Genomic DNA, 19,624 nt, shown 5'->3' on the forward strand with positions numbered 1-19,624 from the left:
GCGTGCGACGTCGTGACGCCGCCTAGCCTGGTGGGGATGCGCATCTCGGCGAACCCCCTCCGCGGCCAGCAGTTCCCCGCCGTCCTCCTTCTGGTGGCAGCGGGCCTCGGCCTGCTGCTCGCGAACCTCCCGACGCACGACCCGATCGCGGCGGCGCTCGACGTCCATCTCGCGATCCCGGGCACGGGCCTCGACCTCTCGCTCGCGCACTGGGTGTCGGACGGTCTTCTCGCCGTCTTCTTCTTCGTGGTGGCGATCGAGTTGCGGCACGAGCTGACGCACGGGGAGCTCGACTCCTTCCGCAAGGTCGTCCAGCCCGCCATCGCGGCGACGGGTGGCGTGCTCGTGCCGATCGCGATCTACCTGCTGATCGCGGGCGACGGGGCGACGGCATCCGGCTGGCCGATCCCCACGGCCACCGACATCGCGTTCGCGCTCGGAGTGCTCGCGATGTTCGGCCGGGGCCTGCCGTCGACCGTGCGGGTGTTCCTGCTCGCCCTCGCGATCCTCGACGACATCATCGGCATCGTCTTCATCGCGGTGCTGTTCGCGCACGACGTGCAGTGGGTGCTGCTCGCGGCGGCGATCGTCGCGGTCGCCGTCTTCTGGGCTCTCAGCAGATGGCTCGGCGCCACCGGACACACGGGTATCGCCGTGCTGATGGTGCTGGTCGGCATCCTCTGCTGGGGTCTGGTCGCAGTCTCCGGCATCCACGCGACGATCGCCGGGGTGATGCTGGGCCTGGTGATGGCCCCGACCCCTGCCGAGCGTGCGCGTCACGCGCTCGAGCCGACGGTCAACGGTGCGATCCTTCCGCTGTTCGCGTTCGTCGCGGCGTTCGTGGTGATCCCCGCCGTCTCCCCGACGCAGCTCTCCCCGGCGTTCTGGGCGATCGTGGTCGCCCTTCCACTCGGCAAGCTCATCGGGATCGGCCTATTCGGCTGGCTCGCGATGCGCATCCGCCCGCGCGGCACGGAACCCGCGCTCGTGCTGCCGGACATCCTCGCCGCCGGTGCCCTCGGCGGCATCGGGTTCACCGTCTCGCTGCTGCTCGCCAACCTCGCGTTCGCGTCCGACGCCGGCATCCGCGATCAGGCGATCCTCGGCGTGCTGGTCGGTTCGCTGCTGTCGCTCCTGTTCTCGGGGGTGGTCGTGTCGGCGCGGGCGCGGCACTATCGTCGGATCGCAGCGGCTTCGTCCTGAGCATCGCGTCCGGACCGCCGTCGATCGAAGGAGAGCCCATGCCCCCGCACGATTCCCTCCGCGCCGCGGCCGACACCATGCGCGCCGTGCGGGAGCGCTGCGTGTGGTCGCAGCAGATCACCCACCGCGACCTCGTGCCCTACCTGATCGAGGAATCCCACGAGGTGATCGACGCGGTCGAGAGCGGCAGCCGCGACGACCTGCGCGAGGAGCTCGGAGATCTGCTGTGGCAGGTGCTCTTCCACGCGGCGATCGCCGCGCAGGACCCCGACGACCCCTTCGACATCGACGATGTCGCCGACACTCTGACCGAGAAGATGGTGCGGCGGCATCCGCATGTCTTCGCGGGAGAGACCGCCACCACGCCCGACGATGTCCTCGTGCACTGGAACGCCGCGAAAGCGGCCGAGAAACGCACGCGCACGAGCGTGCTCGACGGGGTTCCTCGGGGGATGCCGGCGCTGGCGCTCGCGCAGAAGCTCACCGGCCGCGCGGCGGGGGCGGGGATCGAGACGCCGGTGGCCGAGGGGCCGTCGACCGAGGCGGAACTCGGTGAGGCTCTGCTCGCCCTCGTGGGGCGCGCCCGCGCTGAAGGGTGGGATGCCGAGAGGGCGCTGCGCGAACGGCTCCGCTCTCTCGAGAACGACGTGCGCGCCGCCGAAGCCTGAGTCCCCTGGGCCGCTGCGCCGCCGCCCTGGGTCGCTGAGCCACCCCCTTCTGGGTCGCTGAGCCACCCCCTTCTGGGTCGCTGAGCCTGTCGAAGCGTCCCAGCCCCCGGAGCAGACCTGGAAGGATGGAGTCGTGGCTACTGTGAACCCGCCGCGCGGTATGCGCGACATCCTCCCCGCCGACAAGGCCCGTCGTGAGCGCGTGCTCTCCGTCATCCGCGAGCGCTACCGTGCGCACGGTTTCGACGAGATCGAGACGCCGGTCGTCGAGGAGTACGCCCGCCTGCATGCCGGCATCGGCGGCGACAACGAGAAGCTCGCGTACAACGTCCTCCGCCGCGGCCTCGACGCCGACGCCATCCGCGAAGCCGCCGACGACCCCGCCGCGCTGTCCGACCTCGGTCTGCGCTACGACCTGACCGTGCCGCTCGCGCGTTTCTATGCCAGCAACCGTGCGCAGCTGCCCGCCGTCTTCCGCTCGATCCAGATCGGTGCGGTCTGGCGGGCCGAGCGGCCGCAGAAGGGGCGCTATCGCCAGTTCGTGCAGTGCGACATCGACATCATGGGTGACGATTCCTCGCGCGCCGAGGCCGAACTCATGGTCGCCTCGCTCGACGCGGTCGACGCGCTGGGGCTCGAAGGGGCGACGGTCCGCATCAACGACCGTCGGGTGCTCGACTGGATGCTCGGGAGCTTCGGGTTCTCCGAGGACGAGCGTCCCGGGGTGCTCATCACGATCGACAAGCTCGACAAGATCGGCCCCGACGGCGTCGCCGCAGAACTGCGCGAGCGCTCCGCGACCCCGAGCGCCGTCGACGCGTTCGAGGCGTTCCTGCGCCGCCCGCAGACGCGCGAGTACCTGCCCTATGGTGAGGCCCAGATCCGCAAGGCATTGCCGGCGGATGCCCCCGATGAGATCGTCGACCACCTCGTCGGCATCGGCGAGGCCGTCGCCGTCGGCCGCGCGTCGAGCGACATCCCGCTCGTGTTCGACCCGTTCCTCGTGCGCGGCATGGGCTATTACACCGGCACGATCTTCGAGCTCGCGCACCCCTCGGTCGGCTATTCGCTGGGCGGTGGCGGGCGCTACGACGGCATGATCGGCCGTTTCCTCGGCCAGCAGGTGCCGGCGGTGGGTTTCTCGCTCGGGTTCGAGCGCCTCGTCGACCTCGTCACGGCCGGCGATGACGACCACGAGGACGCGATCGTCCTGGTGCACGACGCCGACGTCCCGGTCGCCGAGCTGCTCGCGCACAAGACCGCCTTGATCGCCGAGGGTGCGCGTGTGCGTCTGGAACGCCGCCCCAAGAACCTCAAGGGGCTGCTCGAGCGGGCGTCCGCCGACGGCTTCACGTCGTTCGCCACGGTCTCGGCCGGGGTGGAGTCGGTGGAGCGCAAGCCTCTCGCCTGACAGCCTGGCCCGCGCTCGCGTTCACGCGGCGTTCACGTCTCCGGGATCGAATCGGGGCATGGGACGAACACGCCTCTCGGTCCTCCTCGGCGCCGGCGCGCTGACCGCGAGCCTCGTTGTCGGGAGCCGGATGCTCCTCACCCGTCAGGCGGCGATCGCCCGCCGTCGGATCGGCAAGCCGCTGGGGGAGGATTCGCTGGACGCGGATCGTATCTGGCGGCGCTCCCTCGACGGTGAGCCGATCGAGCTCCTCGTTCTCGGTGACTCGCTCGCCGCGGGTCTCGGCGCGGCGAGGCGCAAAGAGACCCTCGGCGGGCGCCTCGCGAAGGGGCTGGCTCTCCGTGAGCACCGGCCGGTGCGGTTGCGCACCGCGGCGGTCGTCGGGTCGGAGTCCCCGGACCTCGATGCGCAGCTCGACGGGCTCGCGACCGGATACCGGCCCGATGTCGCGGTGATCGTGGTGGGCGGCAACGATGTCACCCACCGTCTGCCGGTCGCGACCTCGGTGCGCCATCTCGATGCGGCGATCCGGCGGCTGCGATCCCTCGGCACGGAGGTGGTGGTGGGCACCTGCCCCGACCTGGGATCGCTGCGTCCGGTGCCGCAGCCGTTGCGGAGGATCGTGTCGAGCCTGTCGCGGCGGCTCGCGATCGCGCAGACGGATGCCGCGCGCCTCGCCGGAGCCGAGCCCGTGGATCTGCGCCGATCGGTCGGCCCGATGTTCTTCGACGAGCCGGAGCAGATGTTCAGCCTCGATCGTTTCCACCCCAGCCCCCTCGGCTACCGTCGCACGGCCGAGGCCCTGCTGCCGGCGGTCGGCCGCGGAGCACAGCGGGCGGTCAGGAGGCGTCCGAGTCCGACGTCGCGCTGAAGGAGGCGGCCCACTCGGCGACCCGGCGGGCGCTCTCCTCGTCGGAGAGATCCTCGACCCGGCTCATGATCGACCAGCGCACGCCGAACGGATCGCGGATGCTCGCATAGCGATCGCCCGAGACGAAGTGCGAGGGTGCTTCGCGCACCGTCGATCCCGCGTCGATCGCCCGCGCGACCACCGCATCGACGTCTTCGACGTACAACCCCATCGAGTAGCAGTCGTCGTCACCCGCCGGCGCCGGCACGAGGTGGTAATCGGGGCTCGGTTCGCCGAGCTGGAGCAGTCCCGTGCCGAAGTCGAGGTCGGCGTGCGCGACGACGCCGCCGAACTCGGTGACGTCGACGACGCGTGCTCCGAAGACGTCGCGGTAGAAGGCGATCGCATCGCTCGCGCGAGGGATCGCGAGGAAGGGGGTGAGAGACGTCGCGCTGTGCGGACGGCCCGCGGTGGTGTGGGTTCCGGTCACGCCGGTGGTGGGGATGTCGGTGTTCATGCGACGACCGTACGGCGGTGCGGATGCCGCACGCTTGAAGATCCGCGACAACCCGTGTCGGCCGCTCGATCTAGGGTGGGCGCATGGTGGATCCGACCCGAGGCGTGCTGTACCCCGAGCGCCTGCCGACGTTCCACCGGGTCGCGCCCGAGGGGGCGACGGCAGAGCTCGTGGAGTGGTTCTGGATCCCGGAGTGGCGGCTCCCAGCCGACGAGGTCTCCCGCCAGCACGTCGTCGGATACCCGGCGGTGAACCTCGTGGTCGAGCGCGACGGCGTCGGCGTGTCCGGCGCGACGACCCGGGCGTCGTTCCGGGATCTGCGCGGGGAGGGATGGGCGGTCGGCGCCCTCCTTCGTCCGGCAGCGGTCGGCGCGCTCCTCGACGATCCTGCGGCGCTGGTCGACGGCATCCGCCCGTTCGCTGCGCCCGATCTGCACGACGCCGTCGCCGAAGCGATGCGCTCGGGTGAAGGGCACCGCGCGCGGGCGACCGAGGCGTTCGGTGCGTGGCTCACCGCGCGGGTCGGCGTGCTCGACGACGCCGCACGCCAGGCGAACGCGCTCGCTGTCGAGCTGCTGGGGGAGCGCGGAGCGACCTCGCCAGAGGAGGCGACGACGCGGCTGGCCGTGTCGGTGCGCACGCTGCAGCGGATGGCGCACCGCTACGTCGGGATCGCTCCCGCGGCGATGATCCGGCGTCGGCGGCTGCAGGAGGCCGCGCAGCGGGTGCGCGATGACCCGGGCGTCGACCTCTCACGGATCGCGGCCGAGCTCGGCTATGCCGACCACGCGCATCTCACCCGCGATTTCCGCGCGGTGCTCGGGTTCGCACCGAGCGATTACCGGTCGGATGCCGGTGGCTGAGGACGAGACGCTCGACGGCACCGGACTTGGAGCACGAATGCTCGTCCGACGGCGCCGACGAGCACGACCGCCGTGCCGATGATCGATGCCACCACAGGGAGAGTGTTCACGAGCAGCAGGCATCCGAGCGCGCCCACGACCTGCAGTGCGCGGGGGAAGCGACGAGCCGCCCCCTGCTGTCGGAAGGCGGCGGCGTTCGCGATCAAGTAGTAGAGCAGCACCCCGAACGACGAGAATCCGATCGCGTCGCGCAGATCGGTTACCGCGACGATGCAGATCACGATCAGCCCGATCGTGATCTCGGCGCGGCGGGGCACCTGCCAGCGCGGATCGACCTTCGCGAGCGCCGCGGGAAGGTCGCGTTCGCGAGCCATCGCGAGGGTCGTGCGCCCGATTCCCGTGAGCAGTGCCAGGAGAGCGCCGAGGGAAGCGGTGGACGCCGCGACGCGCACGACGGGAGCGAGTGGTTCCCAGCCCGTCGCCGAGAGCACATCGACCAGCGGGGCGGGGCTCGTCGCGGCATCCGCCCCCAGCGTGAGCACCACGACGGTCGCGACCGCGCCGTAGACCACGACCGCACCGCCGAGGGCGAGCAGGATCGCCCGGGGGATCGTGCGCCCGGGGTCCACGACCTCCTCGCCCATCGTCGCGATGCGGGCGTACCCGGCGAACGCGAAGAACAGCAGGCCCGCGCCCTGCAGCACGCCATAGGCCGTCGCATCGGGAAGGGGAAGGGCAGCGGTGGCCGGCGATGCGCCGAACCCCGCGGCGACGACTGTCGCGAGACCGATCAGCGAGGCCACCACCAGAAGGCGCGTGACCAGAGCCGTGCGCGTCACGCCGAAGCAATTCACCGCGACGAGGGCGGCGACGGCGACCACCGCGACGGGCGTCTCCCACCCGGCGGGCGCGGCGTAGGCGGCGAAGGTCATCGCCATGGCCGCGCAACTCGCGATCTTGCCGATCACGAAGTTCCACCCGGCGACGAATCCCCACCACGGGCCGATCTCGGCGCGGGCGTAGGCGTAGGTACCGCCCGCCACGGGGTGGGCCTCGGCGAGCTGGGCCGAGGCGGTGGCGTTCGCGTAAGCGACGATCGCCGCGATCGCGAGGGCGACGGGAAGCCCCGCGCCGGCGACGCCGATCGCGGGCGCCCAGACCGAGAAGACTCCGGCGCCGATCATCGAACCGAGACCGATGAACACGGCATCGGAAAGTCTCAGTCGGCGAGCGAGGGGCATCCGCTCATCGTCGCATCGATCGGTGAACGGCGGGTGACCCGGGTCACCGACGTGCGTCGGTCACCCGTTTCTTCTCGCGGATGTAGACCTCGCGCCGCACGCGGGCGACGACGTCCCCTTCCCGATCGGTGATGACGGTCTCGAACCACTCGAGCACCTTCGCACCTCCCTGCGCCTTGCGTCGGATGTCTTCTGCCCGTGCCTTCGAGACCGCGAACTCCGCGGTGAGCACTCCGCGCCCCGGTTTGATGAGGTCGATCTCGCCGCGGGTGTCCCACACGACATAGTCCCGGCCGAGCTGGTGCATGACCAGCATGAAGAAGTACGGGTCGGTCATCGCCGACATCGATCCGCCGAACGCCGTCTTGACGTAGTTGCGGGTGAAGACGTTGACGTGCAGCTCGACGGTCGCCCGGGTCCAGTCCTCGCTGAAGCGGCGGACGCGGATGCCGCTGAACAGATTCGGGGCCCACAGGCTCATGCCGATCGCGAGGCGGCGGGGAGTGATGCGCATGGCGCCAGTGTGGCGGAGGGCGCTCGGGGCAGGAAGTTCGCTGGAGGCTTGCGACAATTGTTCTAGTTTTCATAGAATTAATCAAAGAAAGAAGGTCGGATGCTGATCAGGGTCGACATGGCGAGCGGGACGCCGCTCTACGAGCAGGTCGCCGCCTCCGTGCGTGCCGACGTCATCGCGGGATCGCTCGCGCCCGGCGACCGCCTGCCCTCGGCGCGCGAGGTCGCCGAGACCCTCGAGATCAATCTGCACACCGTGCTGCACGCTTACCAGCAGCTGCGTGACGAGGGCTTGATCGACCTCCGACGGGGGAGGGGTGCCGTGGTCTCGACATCCATCGGACCGCTCGCCGAGCTCACCGTCGACCTTCGGGCGCTCGTCGCCCGCGCCGCTTCCCTCGGGGTCGCTCCCGCCACCCTTGCCGCTCTCGTGAAGGAGATCGCCGTATGACCGCCGCCGTCCGCCGAGCCCGCACCGCTTTCCTGTGGGTGGGGGTGATCGTGCCGCTCACGATGATCGCCGTCACCGCGATCATCGTGGTGCTGTGGCTGCCCGAGATCCCGGAACCCGCGGCGATCCACTGGGGCACCGACGGCGTCGACGGCTATGGCCCGGGATGGACGCACCTCGTGGTGCTCGCAGGGATCGCGCTGATGATCGCGGTGTTCGCCCTGCTCGCGTGGTTCGCCCACCGTCTGCCCGAGAAAGGCGGGACGGCCGCCACGTCGACGGGGGAGCGTGCCCAGTGGTCGCCGACCGCGCGTTTCCTGGGGGCCACGAACCTCGGCATCGCCGGGCTCATCACGTTGGTCACGCTCGTCGGAGTCGGTTCGCAGCGCGGTCTGACGGATGCCGCGCAGACACCCGACATCGGTTTCGCCGTCTTCGGCGGATTCGTCCTCCTCGTCGTCGGAGCAGTCGTGGGCTGGTTCGCGCAGCCGTCGACACCGTCCACGGCATCTGACGCGGTCGTCGATGCCGCACCGTTGCCGGCCGCGGCATCCGAGCGGGTGGTCTGGATCGGTACGGCGACGATCGCGCGGAGCGGGCTCGCCGTGCTCGGGGGCTCGGTGCTCGTCGTGAGCGCGCTCGCCGCGGTGATCCTCGCCACCGGCTCGGGTGACGCCTGGTCGCTCGTGATCATGCTGGCCTCCGTCGCCGTCGTGATCTTCGCCCTCGTGGTCACCTTCGCCTTCCGCGTGCGGATCGGGCCGGCAGGACTCCTCGTCCGCTCGCGGGTCGGCTGGCCGAAGGTGGAGATCCCCGCGCGCGACGTGGCCTCCGTGCGCACGGTCGACGTGCACCCCTTCGGCGAGTTCGGTGGATGGGGCTTCCGCTACGGACTGGACGGACGCACCGGCGTCGTGCTGCGGCGCGGCGAGGGGATCGAGGTCACGCGCGCCGACGGGCGCCGCTTCGTCGTGACGATCGATGACGCCGAGACGGCGGCAGCGGCCCTCGCCACCGCCGCCCGGAGAGAGGCCTGAGACATGACCGCACCGACTCCCGAACTGCCGCGCGTACCGTGGCCGTCGGTCCTCGCGTTCGTGGCGATCGCGTGCGGCCTCGCCTGGCTCGTGGCGCTGCCGCTCTGGCTCGGCGACGGCCTCGCCGAGCCCGTCGCCGGGCTATTGCTTCCGGTGATGATGTTCACGCCCGCGGTGGCGACGCTCGCCGTGGTCTTCGCTCTGCGCGCGCCGACTCGCGAGCGCGCACGTTTCCTCGGGCTCTGGCCCCTGCGCCCGGCCCGTCGCGTCGTCTGGCTGATGGTGGCCGCGTGGCTCGTGCCGCCCGTGCTCGTGGCCCTCGGGGTACTCGTCGCCGCGGCGCTCGGTTTCGTGCAACTCGACCTCGCGTTCGCCGGGTTCGCGGCGCAGATCGAGGCACTCCTCCCGCCGGGAGCATCCGCCCCGCCGATCGAATTTCTCGTCTTCGCGCAGTTCGCCATGATCCCCGCGGGCGCCCTCGTCAACAGTGTGCTCGCCTTCGGCGAGGAGCTCGGATGGCGCGGCTGGCTGCTGCCCGCCCTGCGTCCGCTCGGGACCTGGCCCGCGCTGGTGCTCAGCGGCGCGATCTGGGGTCTCTGGCACAGCCCGGTGATCCTGCTCGGCTACAACTTCGGACGCACCGACATCACCGGTCTGCTCTTCATGGTCGGCGGGTGCGTGGCGTGGGGCGTCCTGTTCGGCTGGCTGCGGCTGCGATCCGGATCGGTGTGGCCCGCGGTCATCGCGCACGGTGCGCTCAATGCGGCGGCCGGTATGGTGCTCGTCGTCGCGGCGACGCCGCCCGACATGGCGCTGGCCGGTCCACTCGGGGTCGCGACCTGGATCGTTCTCGTCGTCGTCGTACTCGTGCTGCTCGTCACCGGTCAGTTCCGACGCCAACCCGAACTCGCGCGGCGTCAACCCTCTTGACCCCGCCGCGACCGCCGGGTTGGCTGAGGCCATGGAATCCACACCGCAGACCTGGTCGGACGCCGATGTCTACCTCGCCGACACCCTCGTCGGACACGATGATGCACTGGAGGCGGCACTCGCCGCCCAGCGTGCCGCGGGCCTGCCCGAGATCGAGGTCGCGCCGGTCAGCGGCAAGCTGCTGAACCTCCTCGCACGGATCAGCGGCGCACGCCGAGTGCTCGAGATCGGCACTCTCGGCGGGTACTCGACCATCTGGTTGGCACGAGCGGTCGGTCCCGAGGGGCGCGTCGTCACGGTGGAAGCCGAATCAGCCAACGCGGCCGTCGCCCGTGAGAGCATCGACGCCGCCGGCGTGGGGGAGCGGGTCGACATCCGGATCGGCCGTGGCGCGGACGTCCTGCCGACCCTCGTCGGAGGCTTCGACCTCGTCTTCATCGACGCCGACAAGGAGTCGAACACGATCTACCTCGACTGGGCCGCGAAGCTCGGGCACCCCGGCACCGTGATCGTGCTCGACAACATCGGCCGCGAGGGCGAGATCGTGCGCGAGGACGCGGCCGATCCGAAGGTGGTCGGCACGCGCGACGGACTGCGGATGCTCGGCACCGATCCGCGATTCGACGCCACCGCGCTGCAGACGGTCGGCATCAAGGGATGGGACGGTGTGGCGATCGCCGTCGTCGTCTGACGTTCGGCTGCCGTTCGCCCTGCGGGGGCTTCGGAGCGTCGGAGGGGGCGGGCTAGACTGGGCGACGGATCGAAGACGCTCCACATCACTTTTCCCCCTGAACAAGGAGCACATCAGTGGCACTGATCGAGGCTGTAGGCGCACGTGAGATTCTCGACTCGCGCGGAAACCCGACCGTCGAGGTGGAGGTGCTCCTCGACGATGGCATCGTCCAGCGTGCCGCCGTTCCCTCCGGTGCCTCCACGGGCGCGTTCGAGGCGTACGAGCTGCGCGACGGCGACAAGAGCCGCTACAGCGGCAAGGGTGTGCTGAAGGCCGTCGAGGCCGTCATCGATGAGCTCGGCCCGGCCCTCGAGGGCGTGGAGGCCAGCGAGCAGCGCATCGTCGACGAGATCCTCATCGAGGTCGACGGCACCGAGAACAAGAAGCGCGTCGGCGCCAACGCCATCCTCGGCGTCAGCCTCGCGGTGGCGAAGGCCGCGGCCGACTCCGCCGACCTGCCGCTGTTCCGCTACCTCGGCGGACCGAACGCGCACGTCCTCCCCGTGCCGCTGTTCAACGTCATCAACGGTGGCGAGCACGCCGACAACGGCATCGACATGCAGGAGTTCTTCCTCGCCCCGATCGGTGCGGAGACCTACTCGGAGTCCCTCCGCTGGGGCGTCGAGACCTACCACGTGCTGCGCAGCGAGCTGAAGGCCGCCGGCTACGCGACCGGCCTCGGCGACGAGGGCGGCTTCGCCCCCGACCTGCCCAGCAACCGTGAGGGCCTCGACTTCCTCGTCAAGGCGATCGAGAAGGCCGGCTTCACGCCGGGTCGCGACATCGCCCTCGGCCTCGACGTCGCCGCGACCGAGTTCTTCACCGACGGCGTCTACCGCCTCGACAACAAGGACTGGGATGCCGAAGCGCTGACCGAGTACTACGTCGGTCTCGTCAACGACTTCCCGATCGTCACGATCGAGGACGCCCTCGCCGAGGACGACTGGGACAACTGGAAGCACCTCACCGAGGCGCTCGGCTCGAAGGTCCAGCTCGTCGGCGACGACCTGTTCGTGACCAACCCGGCTCGTCTCGCCGACGGCATCAAGCGCGGCGTCGCCAACTCGCTGCTGGTCAAGGTCAACCAGATCGGAACGCTCACCGAGACGTTCGACGCGGTCAGCCTGGCGCAGCGCTCGGGCTACACCGCGATGCTCTCGCACCGCTCGGGTGAGACCGAGGACACCACGATCGCCGACCTCGTCGTCGCGACGAACGCGGGTCAGATCAAGGCGGGTGCGCCTGCTCGCAGCGAGCGCGTCGCGAAGTACAATCAGCTTCTGCGCATCGAAGAGGAACTGGGCGATGCGGCGGTCTTCGCCGGCCGCTCGGCGTTCCCGCGCTACCAGGGCTGATCACAGCTGAGACATCGACGAAGGAGGAGCCGTGGTACGACGACCGGCTCCTCCTTCGGCGTCTCCGGGCGCGTCCAAGACGGCCTCGGGCAGGGGGGCAGCGACCAAGCCCTCGCAGCGCCGAGCTCGCGCGGCCGAGGCGAAGGTCGACGTGCGGGAGTGGGCCGCCGGCATCCGTCTCTCGGCATTCTCGGTGATCATGCTGTCGCTCGTGGTGCTGGGCGCCTGGGTGCTCGTCCCGACTCTCGGCACGTTCATCGACCAGCGGCAGAAGATCGCGGCCCTCGAGGCCTCCGTGCAGGTCAGCGAAGAGCAGATCGCCGAGCTCGAGCAGGAGCGCGAGCGCTGGGACGACCCGGCGTACATCACGACGCAGGCGCGCGAGCGCCTCTACTACGTCAAGCCCGGTGAGGTCGTCTTCCTCATCGACAACGACCTCGACGCCACCGACCTCCCGCGCGAGCAGGAGCCGGTCAGCGACACGCTCGAGGAGAGACCTGCCGACTGGATGCCGCAACTCCTGCGCACCCTGGTGTCGAGCGGTCTGAGCGATACCGCCGCCGTCGCGCGGTGACCGCCACTCCGAGCATCCTCTCGGCAGCCTCCCCTACGCTGGTGGGGTGACCACGCCGCCTTTCTCCGCGCCCACCGCCGCCGAACTCGCCGTCGTGTCGGCCCAGCTCGGGCGGCCCGTCCGCGGAGTCGTCGGCATCGCCGCGCGCTGCGCCTGCGGCAACCCGACGGTCGTCTCGACGACGCCCCGTCTGCCCGACGGCACCCCCTTCCCGACGTTCTACTACCTGACGCACCCGGCGGCGACGGCCGCGATGTCGACGCTCGAGGCCACTCAGGTGATGCCCGAGCTCGCCGCGTTGCTCGAGACCGACGACGAGGTGGCCGCGGGGTACCTGGCCGCGCACCGGGCGTACCTCGCCGACCGCGCCCAGTTCGGCGATGTCGACGAGATCGATGGAATCTCCGCCGGCGGGATGCCGACGCGGGTGAAGTGCCTGCACGCGCTGGCGGGCCATGCGCTCGCGGCTGGCCCCGGCGTCAACCCGATCGGCGACCTCGCGCTCGCCCGCTCGAGCTGGTCGCCGGAGGTGTGCCGGTGCGAGAACCCCGGAGCGGCGCTCCGCGACGAGACGGATCCGTCGGCGTGACGGTCGGGCGGACGCTGCGAACCACCGCCGCGGCGGCGCTGGTGGCGGTGTCCGTCCTGCTCCTGGGCGCGACGGCGACTCCGACCCCCGGACCGGGGACCGGTCCCGTCCCGGATGACCCCACCGATCCCGTACGTGCGCAGGAGTACTGGCTCGACGGCGCGCGGATTCGCGAGGCGTGGCAGACCACGCGCGGTGAGGGCGTCACGATCGCGGTGATCGACACCGGGATCGGTCGAGTGCCCGAAGCGTTCGGCGACGCCGTGGTCGGCGGCACGGACGTCTCCGGCACGGGCTCGCCCGACGGCCGCACCGCGCTGGGTGCGGTCGACGGAAACCACGGTTCGTGGGTCGCATCTCTCGCGGCCGCTCGCGGTGCCGCCGACGGCACCGGCATGATCGGGGTCGCCCCCGAGGCGAATCTGCTGTCGATCTCGGTCGGGTTCGGTGCCGCGGCCGCCGTGCCGTTCAGCGAGCAGGTCGCCGAGGGCATGCGCTGGGCGGTCGACCACGGTGCTGACGTGATCAACCTCTCCTTCACCACCAACACGCTGGACTGGGACGAGAGCTGGGACGACGCGTTCCTCTACGCCTTCGAGCATGACGTCGTCGTCGTGGTCGCCGCCGGCAACAGGGGGAGCGGCACGAGCATCATCGGCGCACCCGCGACCATCCCCGGCGTGCTCACCGTCGGCGGCGTCGACCAGACCGGCACGGCCAGCGTCGAGGCATCGACTCAGGGCATCACGATCGGTATCTCGGCGCCGAGCGAGGGGCTGCTGGGGATCTCGGCCGACGGCAAGCTCGCCTCCTGGAGCGGCACGAGCGGCGCGGCCCCGATCGTCGCGGGCATCGCCGCACTGATCCGGTCGGCCCACCCCGACCTCCCGGCGATCGACGTGATCAACCGCATCATCAAGACCGCGATCCCCGTGCCCGGTGTCGCGGATGTGCCGGACCCGCTCTACGGCTACGGACTCGTGGATGCGCAGGCGGCGATCTCCGCCGATCTCCCGGCGGTCGACAAGAACCCGATGGGCGATCTGGCCGAGTGGGTGCGGTTGTATCGTCGGGCCGCGGCGGCCGATCCGGAGCCGGAACCCGAGGCGACGCCGGTGCAGGTTCCGCCGCTCCCCGCAGCCGATGCGCCGACCGAAGCCGGTTCCCCGCTCCTTCCCAGCGCTGATTCACTGCGCTACGGTACCCTGCCGCTCGTCGCACTCACAGTCCCTGGTATCCTGGTGGGGCTTGGCGTCACCGCAGCTGCCCGGCGCATCCGATCGGCGCGCGTTCGACGTACGCCACATTCCTGACTCCGAGGAGTTGTCCCCCTGTGCCTCAGAACAGCACTGTGCCCAAGATTCTGATCGTCGGTGGAGGCTACGCAGGCTTCTACAGCGCATGGAAGCTCGAGAAGCACCTGCGCAAGGGCGAAGCCGACGTGACCATGGTCGACCCGCTGCCGTACATGACGTACCAGCCGTTCCTGCCCGAGGTCGCCGCAGGTTCGATCGAGGCCCGTCACTCGGTCGTCGCGCACCGTCGCCACCTCAAGCGCACGAACGTGATCACCGCCAAGGTGACGAACATCAACCACGCCGAGAAGGTCGCCACGATCACGCCGCCCTCGGGCGAGCCGTACGAGTTCGCGTACGACCAGATCGTCGTCACCGCCGGTGCCGTGTCGCGCACGTTCCCGATCCCGGGCATCGCCGACAACGCGATCGGCCTCAAGACGATCGAAGAGGCCGTCGCGATCCGTGACCGCGTGATGTCGAACTTCGACAAGGCGGCGTCGCTCCCCGCCGGCCCCGAGCGCGACCGCCTGCTGACGGTCGTGGTCGTCGGTGGCGGGTTCGCCGGTATCGAGGTCTTCGCCGAGCTGCGTTCGCTCGCCTCGTCGCTGGTAGCCAAGTACCCGCAGCTGAGCTTCGACGACACGCACTTCCACCTCATCGAGGCCATGGGCCGCATCATGCCCGAGGTCTCCCTGCAGACGAGCGAGTGGGTGCTCAAGGACCTCGCCAAGCGCGGTGCGAACGTGCACCTCGACACGCAGCTCACGGGCGCCGTCGACGGCAACGTCGAACTGTCGACCGGTGAGATCATCCCGACCGACGTGATCGTCTGGACCGCCGGCGTCATGGCGAACCCGACCGTCGTGCGCGGCGGTGACCTTCCCGTCGAGGAGCGCGGTCGCATCCAGACCCGCGCAGACCTGCGCGTCGGAACCCCGGAGGCCTTCGTCGAGGGCGCCTGGGCCGCCGGTGACGTCTCGGCCGTCCCCGACCTGTCGGGCGGTGGCGTCGGAGGCTTCTGCGTCCCCAACGCGCAGCACGCCGTGCGTCAGGCGAAGCTGCTCGCGAAGAACCTCGTGGCCGTCCTCCGTGGCGAGGAGCCCAAGGAGTACTTCCACAAGAACATGGGCGCCGTCGCCGGTCTCGGCCTCTACAACGGTGTCTTCCAGTCCGGAAAGATCGCGCTCAAGGGCTTCGTCGCCTGGGTCGCGCACCGTGGTTACCACGGCCTCGCGATGCCGACGTGGGAGCGCAAGTGGCGCGTGCTGTGGGGCTGGTGGAACAACCTGTGGCTCGGTCGCGACATCGTGAACCTGCAGACGGTGCAGAACCCGCGCTACGTCTTCGAGGAGTTCGCCGCCCGTCCGCGTCCGGCCGCTCCGGCCACCGCCCCGGCAGTGCCCGCCGAGAAGGCGCCGGCGAAGGCGGATGCTGCGGCCGAGAAGGCCGAGAAGGCCGAGAAGGCTCCTGCGAAGAAGGCTCCCGCGAAGAAGCCCGCCGCGAAGAAGCCGGCTGCCGAGAAGGCCGCCGAGCCCGCCGCCGCGAAGTAGTCCGTGTCGCGAACGCCCCGACTCCCGTCCGGAGTCGGGGCGTTCGTGCGTCTGCCGGCATTCGCACGGAGCTCATAGGTGCGTTCATTACGCTCGTGCGTGCAAGGGGAGTACTCCCGTCTGCGGTGGTGTCGTCATTACGGACATGTCGACGTGTCCCGGCCCACCGGCCCCGACCGGGGTGGAGGAGACCTGGCGTCCGCCGTCGCGGACAGCCGTGGATCCCGCGTCCCTTGCGTCGTGGTTCCCCTGGTCGTCCGCACACGACCCGAAGGAACCGCATCTCATGGGAAAACTCTCCCGACTCATCGGAATGGCCACGCAGGCGCTGGATCTCGACTCCGGTGATCGCAGTCGACACCAGACCGCACCGCAGACGGCAGCGCCGCGTCAGCCGGCGGGCGGCCATGACCCCTACGCACCGCCGCCCGCTCCCGGAGCGCATGGCTCGGCGTCGCGCGCGGGCGCCGCGACATCCGACGCCGATCGCGCGGCGATCGCGCGCTACGACTATCTGATGCAGACGGCCGATCCGCAGCGGATCGAACAGATGCACCGCGAGGCCTTCGAGCGTCTCACCCCGGCGCAGCGCGCGCAGGTCCAGGAGCGCATGCATGCGGAGCTGCCACCGCACGAACGTCCGGCATCGGCGTCGTCCGACAACCTCGCTCGGGCGGCCGGCCGGGCCGAGGCGGCGAAGCCCGGTCGGATGCGGGGACTGCTCTCCCGCGTCGGCGGGGGTGGCCGCGGAGGTGTCCGTGGCCTCGGGGCGGCGGGCGCAGTGGGCGGCGCGGCGGTCGGCGTGCTCGGGGCCGTCGCTGGCGGCGCGGTGCTCAGCAGCGTTGCCGGCCCCCTGCTCGACCAGGCAGCCAACCTGGGCGTCGACTTCACGGCGCTCGCCGAGGGAGTCGACCTCGAGGCGATCGCGGCGGGAGTCGATGTCGACGGATTCGCCGGAGCAGCGGAGGGGATCGCCGGGACGGCCGGAGAAGCGGTCAGCGGACTGGGCGAGACGGCGAGCGGCTGGGGGGAGAAGCTCGGAGAGTTCGGACTGCCCGACATCCGCGATTTCTTCGGGCGATGATCTGCGACCACGAGGAGTGCCCCCGCTGGGACTCGAACCCAGACTGAAGCGATTTTAAGTCGCCTGCCTCTGCCATTGGGCTACGGGGGCCTCTTCGTGGCCAGCCTATCGAAGCATCCGCGTGCGATCCGGTTCCGCGATCCGTGACCCTGAGTCCTGGAAGCCGTAGGGTGGGGGAGTGCTCGACCTCACAGCCGAACTGAGCCCCGATCCGCACCGATCCGTGGTGTCCCCCGAGTGGGAGGACCCCGCGCGATACTGGTCGCGCCTGTCGGCCGCCACCGCGCATCTGCCGGCGCCGGTCGCGGTGATCGATCGTGACGCGCTCCGCTACAACGCGATGGACATGCTCGTGCGCGCGGGGGGTCTGCCGATCCGTGTCGCCTCGAAGTCGGTGCGCGTGCGTGCCGTGCTCGACGCCGTCCTCGCACTTCCGGGCTACCGCGGCATCCTCGCCTTCACACTCCCCGAGGCGCTGTGGCTGGCGGAGACGCACGACGACATCGTCATCGGCTACCCGACGGTCGACCGCGCGGCCCTCGCCCAGCTGTTCGCCGACGAACAGGCCGCGCAGCGCATCACCCTGATGGTCGACGACCCCGTGCACCTCGATGTCATCGACAGCGTGGCGGCCCCCGGGAGCCGCCCGGAGATCCGGGTCGCGATCGACGTCGACGCCTCGTGGCGCTCGGCCGTGCTCGGCCACATCGGCGTTCGCCGATCCGCCCTCTTCACCGCGGGCGAGGTCGCGGCGTTCGCCCGCGAGGTGGCGGCGCGCCCCGGGTTCCGGCTGGTCGGGCTGCAGATGTACGACGCCCAGATCGCGGGGCAGGGTGACGACGCGGGATCGGATGCTCCGCTCATCCGTCTCGTCCAGGCACGCTCCCGGGCCGAGCTGCGCGAGCGGCGGGCCGCGATCGTCGCGGCGGTTGCGGACGTCGTCCCGCTCGAGTTCCTCAACGGCGGCGGCACGGGCTCCCTCGAGTTCACGGCGAGCGACGAGTCGCTCACCGAGGCGAGTGCCGGGAGTGGCCTTCTCGGCGGTCACCTCTTCGACGGCTACCGCTCGTTCCAACCCGCCCCGGCATCCGCGTTCGCCTTCGATGTCGTGCGGCGGCCCGCCGGTGACATCGCCACGGTGCTCGGCGGGGGATGGATCGCGTCCGGTCCGCCCGTCGCCTCCCGTCAGCCCCGGCCCGTATGGCCGACCGGTCTGCGCACGCTGCCGCGCGAGGCCGCGGGCGAGGTGCAAACGCCGTTGCAGGGGCCGGCGGCGACATCGCTCGGCGTCGGTGACCGGGTCTGGTTCCGGCACGCGAAGAGCGGTGAACCCGCGGAGCGCATCGACCACTACCACCTCGTCTCGGGTGACGAGATCATCGACGAATTGCCCACCTACCGCGGCGAAGGAAAGGCGTTCCTGTGACGAGAATCGGCGGCACCTGGCAGAACTGGGGGCGGTCGGCATCCGTCAAGCCCGTCCGCGTCGAACGTCCGCGCTCGCCTGAGGGGGTGCAGCGCGCCGTCGTGGCCGCGGCGTCGCAGGGGCTGACGATCAAGGCGGTCGGCGCCGGGCACAGTTTCACCGGGATCGCCGTCGCCCCCGGGGTACTGCTCGAGCTCGACGACCTGCAGGGGCTGGTGTCAGCGGATGCCGCGACAGGCCGGGTGACGTTGCTCGCCGGCACTCGCCTGCATCGCGTTCCCGGCCTGCTCGCCCCGTTCGGCCTCGCCATGGAGAATCTGGGAGACATCGACCGGCAGTCGATCTCCGGCGCGATCTCGACGGGCACGCACGGCACCGGCACCGGCTTCGGCGGACTCGCGACGCAGGTCGTCGGTGTGACCCTGGTGACCGCGGCCGGCGAGTTCCTCCGCGTCGATGACGACCAGAACAGTGATCTGCTGCCCGCCGTCGCGCTCGGTCTCGGGGCGCTCGGCATCATCGTCGAGGTGACGCTGCAGTGCGTTCCCGCGTTCGTGCTGCACGCGGTCGACGAGCCGGCGCCGTTGACCGATGTGCTCGCGACGCTGCACGACCGCGCCGCGGCATCCGATCATTTCGAGTTCTACTGGTTCCCGCACACCGACGTCGCTCTCACGAAGCGGCAGACCCGCCTGGACGAATCGGCCGTACGCAAGCCGCTCCCGATCGTGGGCAAGTGGATCGACGAGACGCTGCTGTCGAACGGCGTCTACCGTGCGGTGTGCGCGGCGGGTCAGGTGGCACCGACCATCACACCCCCCTTCAGCCGCCTCGCCGTGAAACTGACGGGCGACCGGGAGTACACCGACCGCTCCCACCGCGTGCTCACGCAGTCGCGCACCGTGCGCTTCCGCGAGATGGAGTACGCGGTTCCGGCGGACCGGATCGTGCCGGTCTTCCGCGCAGTGCAGGCTCTGATCGCGCAGCGCGGCTGGCGGATCGAGTTCCCGCTCGAAGTGCGCTTCGCGGCAGAGGACGACCGCTGGCTGTCGACCGCCTACGGGCGTGCCAGCGCCTACATCGCGGTGCATCGCTATTGGCGCGCGGACCCCACGGAGTACTTCGAGGCGGTCGAGCAGATCATGCTCGAGCACGGAGGGCGTCCGCACTGGGGGAAGTTGCACACGTTGAACGCCGATCAGCTGCGCGAGCGGTACCCGCGATTCGATGACTTCGTCGCAGTGCGCGACCGACTCGACCCCGATCGGCTCTTCCGCAATCGGTACCTGGATCGCATTCTCGGAGCCTGAAGGCATTCACAGGTCGGAGAC

20 protein-coding genes and 1 tRNA gene are annotated in these 19,624 nt (G+C 70.6%); 17 read left to right on the forward strand and 4 right to left on the reverse strand.

Annotated elements, in window-relative coordinates:
* Positions 1-36 precede the first annotated feature (36 nt).
* The 4 genes from ACFY9N_RS05020 to ACFY9N_RS05035 all read left to right on the forward strand — a co-directional run bounded on the left by ACFY9N_RS05020 (position 37) and on the right by ACFY9N_RS05035 (position 4,153).
* Positions 37-1,203 (forward strand): Na+/H+ antiporter NhaA, encoded by a 1,167-nt coding sequence (locus ACFY9N_RS05020; protein WP_391477209.1) that lies wholly within the window; start codon positions 37-39, stop codon positions 1,201-1,203.
* A 38-nt stretch (positions 1,204-1,241) separates the two neighbouring features.
* Entirely contained in the window at positions 1,242-1,871 is a 630-nt protein-coding gene (locus ACFY9N_RS05025) for a MazG family protein (protein ID WP_391477210.1), read from the forward strand.
* A gap of 160 nt (positions 1,872-2,031) precedes the next feature.
* Positions 2,032-3,282, forward strand: a complete 1,251-nt coding sequence (gene hisS / locus ACFY9N_RS05030; protein ID WP_391478453.1) for a histidine--tRNA ligase — start codon at positions 2,032-2,034, stop codon at positions 3,280-3,282.
* Between the two features lie 58 nt (positions 3,283-3,340).
* Positions 3,341-4,153, forward strand: a complete 813-nt coding sequence (locus tag ACFY9N_RS05035; RefSeq protein WP_391477212.1) for an SGNH/GDSL hydrolase family protein — start codon at positions 3,341-3,343, stop codon at positions 4,151-4,153.
* On the opposite strand, the gene ACFY9N_RS05040 is transcribed toward ACFY9N_RS05035, so the two are convergent.
* The gene (locus tag ACFY9N_RS05040) at positions 4,122-4,649 is read right to left on the reverse strand and encodes a VOC family protein (RefSeq protein ID WP_391477213.1); all 528 of its coding nucleotides are present in this window, start codon (positions 4,647-4,649) and stop codon (positions 4,122-4,124) included. The genes ACFY9N_RS05035 and ACFY9N_RS05040 overlap by 32 nt on opposite strands.
* A gap of 83 nt (positions 4,650-4,732) precedes the next feature.
* Here ACFY9N_RS05040 and ACFY9N_RS05045 point away from each other — a divergent pair, with 83 nt between their 5' ends.
* A complete protein-coding gene (locus ACFY9N_RS05045) occupies positions 4,733-5,512 on the forward strand; it encodes a helix-turn-helix domain-containing protein (protein WP_391477214.1) in 780 nt (259 codons plus the stop codon).
* Here the strand turns inward: ACFY9N_RS05045 and ACFY9N_RS05050 are convergent.
* Entirely contained in the window at positions 5,488-6,753 is a 1,266-nt protein-coding gene (locus ACFY9N_RS05050) for an APC family permease (RefSeq protein ID WP_391477215.1), read from the reverse strand. The two genes, ACFY9N_RS05045 and ACFY9N_RS05050, sit on opposite strands and share 25 nt — an antisense overlap.
* A gap of 43 nt (positions 6,754-6,796) precedes the next feature.
* Positions 6,797-7,267 carry a PaaI family thioesterase gene (locus tag ACFY9N_RS05055; RefSeq protein ID WP_391477217.1) on the reverse strand — a complete coding sequence of 157 codons (471 nt, stop codon included), beginning with the start codon at positions 7,265-7,267 and terminating at the stop codon, positions 6,797-6,799.
* Positions 7,268-7,366: 99 nt separating this feature from the next.
* On the opposite strand from ACFY9N_RS05055, the gene ACFY9N_RS05060 reads away from it, so the two are divergent.
* The 10 genes from ACFY9N_RS05060 (at position 7,367) to ACFY9N_RS05105 (ending at position 16,867) form a co-directional block, all read left to right on the forward strand.
* Positions 7,367-7,717, forward strand: coding sequence for a GntR family transcriptional regulator (locus ACFY9N_RS05060; protein WP_391477218.1), 351 nt, complete (start codon positions 7,367-7,369; stop codon positions 7,715-7,717).
* Positions 7,714-8,754: a DUF1648 domain-containing protein gene (locus ACFY9N_RS05065; protein ID WP_391477220.1), complete on the forward strand. Its 1,041-nt coding sequence runs from the start codon at positions 7,714-7,716 to the stop codon at positions 8,752-8,754. The genes ACFY9N_RS05060 and ACFY9N_RS05065 overlap by 4 nt, the downstream gene beginning before the upstream one ends.
* 3 nt (positions 8,755-8,757) lie before the next feature.
* Positions 8,758-9,684, forward strand: coding sequence for a CPBP family intramembrane glutamic endopeptidase (locus tag ACFY9N_RS05070; protein WP_391477221.1), 927 nt, complete (start codon positions 8,758-8,760; stop codon positions 9,682-9,684).
* Positions 9,685-9,715: 31 nt separating this feature from the next.
* Positions 9,716-10,375 (forward strand): O-methyltransferase, encoded by a 660-nt coding sequence (locus ACFY9N_RS05075; protein ID WP_391477222.1) that lies wholly within the window; start codon positions 9,716-9,718, stop codon positions 10,373-10,375.
* A 116-nt stretch (positions 10,376-10,491) separates the two neighbouring features.
* Entirely contained in the window at positions 10,492-11,772 is a 1,281-nt protein-coding gene (eno, locus tag ACFY9N_RS05080) for a phosphopyruvate hydratase (RefSeq protein ID WP_391477223.1), read from the forward strand.
* Between the two features lie 31 nt (positions 11,773-11,803).
* The gene (locus tag ACFY9N_RS05085) at positions 11,804-12,346 is read left to right on the forward strand and encodes a septum formation initiator family protein (protein ID WP_391477224.1); all 543 of its coding nucleotides are present in this window, start codon (positions 11,804-11,806) and stop codon (positions 12,344-12,346) included.
* Between the two features lie 46 nt (positions 12,347-12,392).
* On the forward strand, positions 12,393-12,935 hold the full coding sequence (locus ACFY9N_RS05090; RefSeq protein ID WP_391477226.1) for a DUF501 domain-containing protein: 543 nt from the start codon (positions 12,393-12,395) through the stop codon (positions 12,933-12,935).
* The gene (locus ACFY9N_RS05095; protein WP_391477227.1) at positions 12,932-14,248 is read left to right on the forward strand and encodes a S8 family serine peptidase; all 1,317 of its coding nucleotides are present in this window, start codon (positions 12,932-12,934) and stop codon (positions 14,246-14,248) included. The genes ACFY9N_RS05090 and ACFY9N_RS05095 overlap by 4 nt, the downstream gene beginning before the upstream one ends.
* A gap of 38 nt (positions 14,249-14,286) precedes the next feature.
* Complete coding sequence (locus ACFY9N_RS05100; protein ID WP_391477229.1) at positions 14,287-15,783, forward strand: NAD(P)/FAD-dependent oxidoreductase; 1,497 nt, start codon at positions 14,287-14,289, stop codon at positions 15,781-15,783.
* A gap of 286 nt (positions 15,784-16,069) precedes the next feature.
* On the forward strand, positions 16,070-16,867 hold the full coding sequence (locus ACFY9N_RS05105; RefSeq protein ID WP_391477230.1) for a cation-transporting ATPase: 798 nt from the start codon (positions 16,070-16,072) through the stop codon (positions 16,865-16,867).
* Positions 16,868-16,884: 17 nt separating this feature from the next.
* On the opposite strand, the gene ACFY9N_RS05110 is transcribed toward ACFY9N_RS05105, so the two are convergent.
* Positions 16,885-16,957 (reverse strand) — tRNA-Leu (locus ACFY9N_RS05110).
* Positions 16,958-17,045: 88 nt separating this feature from the next.
* Here ACFY9N_RS05110 and ACFY9N_RS05115 point away from each other — a divergent pair.
* The gene (locus tag ACFY9N_RS05115) at positions 17,046-18,293 is read left to right on the forward strand and encodes an alanine racemase (RefSeq protein ID WP_391477231.1); all 1,248 of its coding nucleotides are present in this window, start codon (positions 17,046-17,048) and stop codon (positions 18,291-18,293) included.
* Positions 18,290-19,603: a D-arabinono-1,4-lactone oxidase gene (locus ACFY9N_RS05120; RefSeq protein ID WP_391477233.1), complete on the forward strand. Its 1,314-nt coding sequence runs from the start codon at positions 18,290-18,292 to the stop codon at positions 19,601-19,603. Before ACFY9N_RS05115 ends, ACFY9N_RS05120 begins: the two co-directional genes overlap by 4 nt.
* Positions 19,604-19,624 lie beyond the last annotated feature (21 nt).

This window comes from Microbacterium sp. NPDC008134 (assembly GCF_042957055.1).
Taxonomy (GTDB): Bacteria; Actinomycetota; Actinomycetes; order Actinomycetales; family Microbacteriaceae; genus Microbacterium.

Excerpts from the sequence above, each read along its gene's own strand:
- ACFY9N_RS05040 (WP_391477213.1), bottom strand. The coding sequence starts at position 4,649 with ATGAACACCGACATCCCCACCACCGGCGTGACCGGAACCCACACCACC.
- ACFY9N_RS05075 (WP_391477222.1), top strand. The coding sequence starts at position 9,716 with ATGGAATCCACACCGCAGACCTGGTCGGACGCCGATGTCTACCTCGCC.
- ACFY9N_RS05105 (WP_391477230.1), top strand. The coding sequence starts at position 16,070 with ATGGGAAAACTCTCCCGACTCATCGGAATGGCCACGCAGGCGCTGGAT.
- ACFY9N_RS05050 (WP_391477215.1), bottom strand. The coding sequence starts at position 6,753 with ATGCCCCTCGCTCGCCGACTGAGACTTTCCGATGCCGTGTTCATCGGT.
- ACFY9N_RS05035 (WP_391477212.1), top strand. The coding sequence starts at position 3,341 with ATGGGACGAACACGCCTCTCGGTCCTCCTCGGCGCCGGCGCGCTGACC.
- ACFY9N_RS05070 (WP_391477221.1), top strand. The coding sequence starts at position 8,758 with ATGACCGCACCGACTCCCGAACTGCCGCGCGTACCGTGGCCGTCGGTC.
- ACFY9N_RS05045 (WP_391477214.1), top strand. The coding sequence starts at position 4,733 with ATGGTGGATCCGACCCGAGGCGTGCTGTACCCCGAGCGCCTGCCGACG.
- ACFY9N_RS05060 (WP_391477218.1), top strand. The coding sequence starts at position 7,367 with ATGCTGATCAGGGTCGACATGGCGAGCGGGACGCCGCTCTACGAGCAG.
- ACFY9N_RS05065 (WP_391477220.1), top strand. The coding sequence starts at position 7,714 with ATGACCGCCGCCGTCCGCCGAGCCCGCACCGCTTTCCTGTGGGTGGGG.
- ACFY9N_RS05025 (WP_391477210.1), top strand. The coding sequence starts at position 1,242 with ATGCCCCCGCACGATTCCCTCCGCGCCGCGGCCGACACCATGCGCGCC.
- ACFY9N_RS05020 (WP_391477209.1), top strand. The coding sequence starts at position 37 with ATGCGCATCTCGGCGAACCCCCTCCGCGGCCAGCAGTTCCCCGCCGTC.
- ACFY9N_RS05055 (WP_391477217.1), bottom strand. The coding sequence starts at position 7,267 with ATGCGCATCACTCCCCGCCGCCTCGCGATCGGCATGAGCCTGTGGGCC.
- hisS (WP_391478453.1), top strand. The coding sequence starts at position 2,032 with ATGCGCGACATCCTCCCCGCCGACAAGGCCCGTCGTGAGCGCGTGCTC.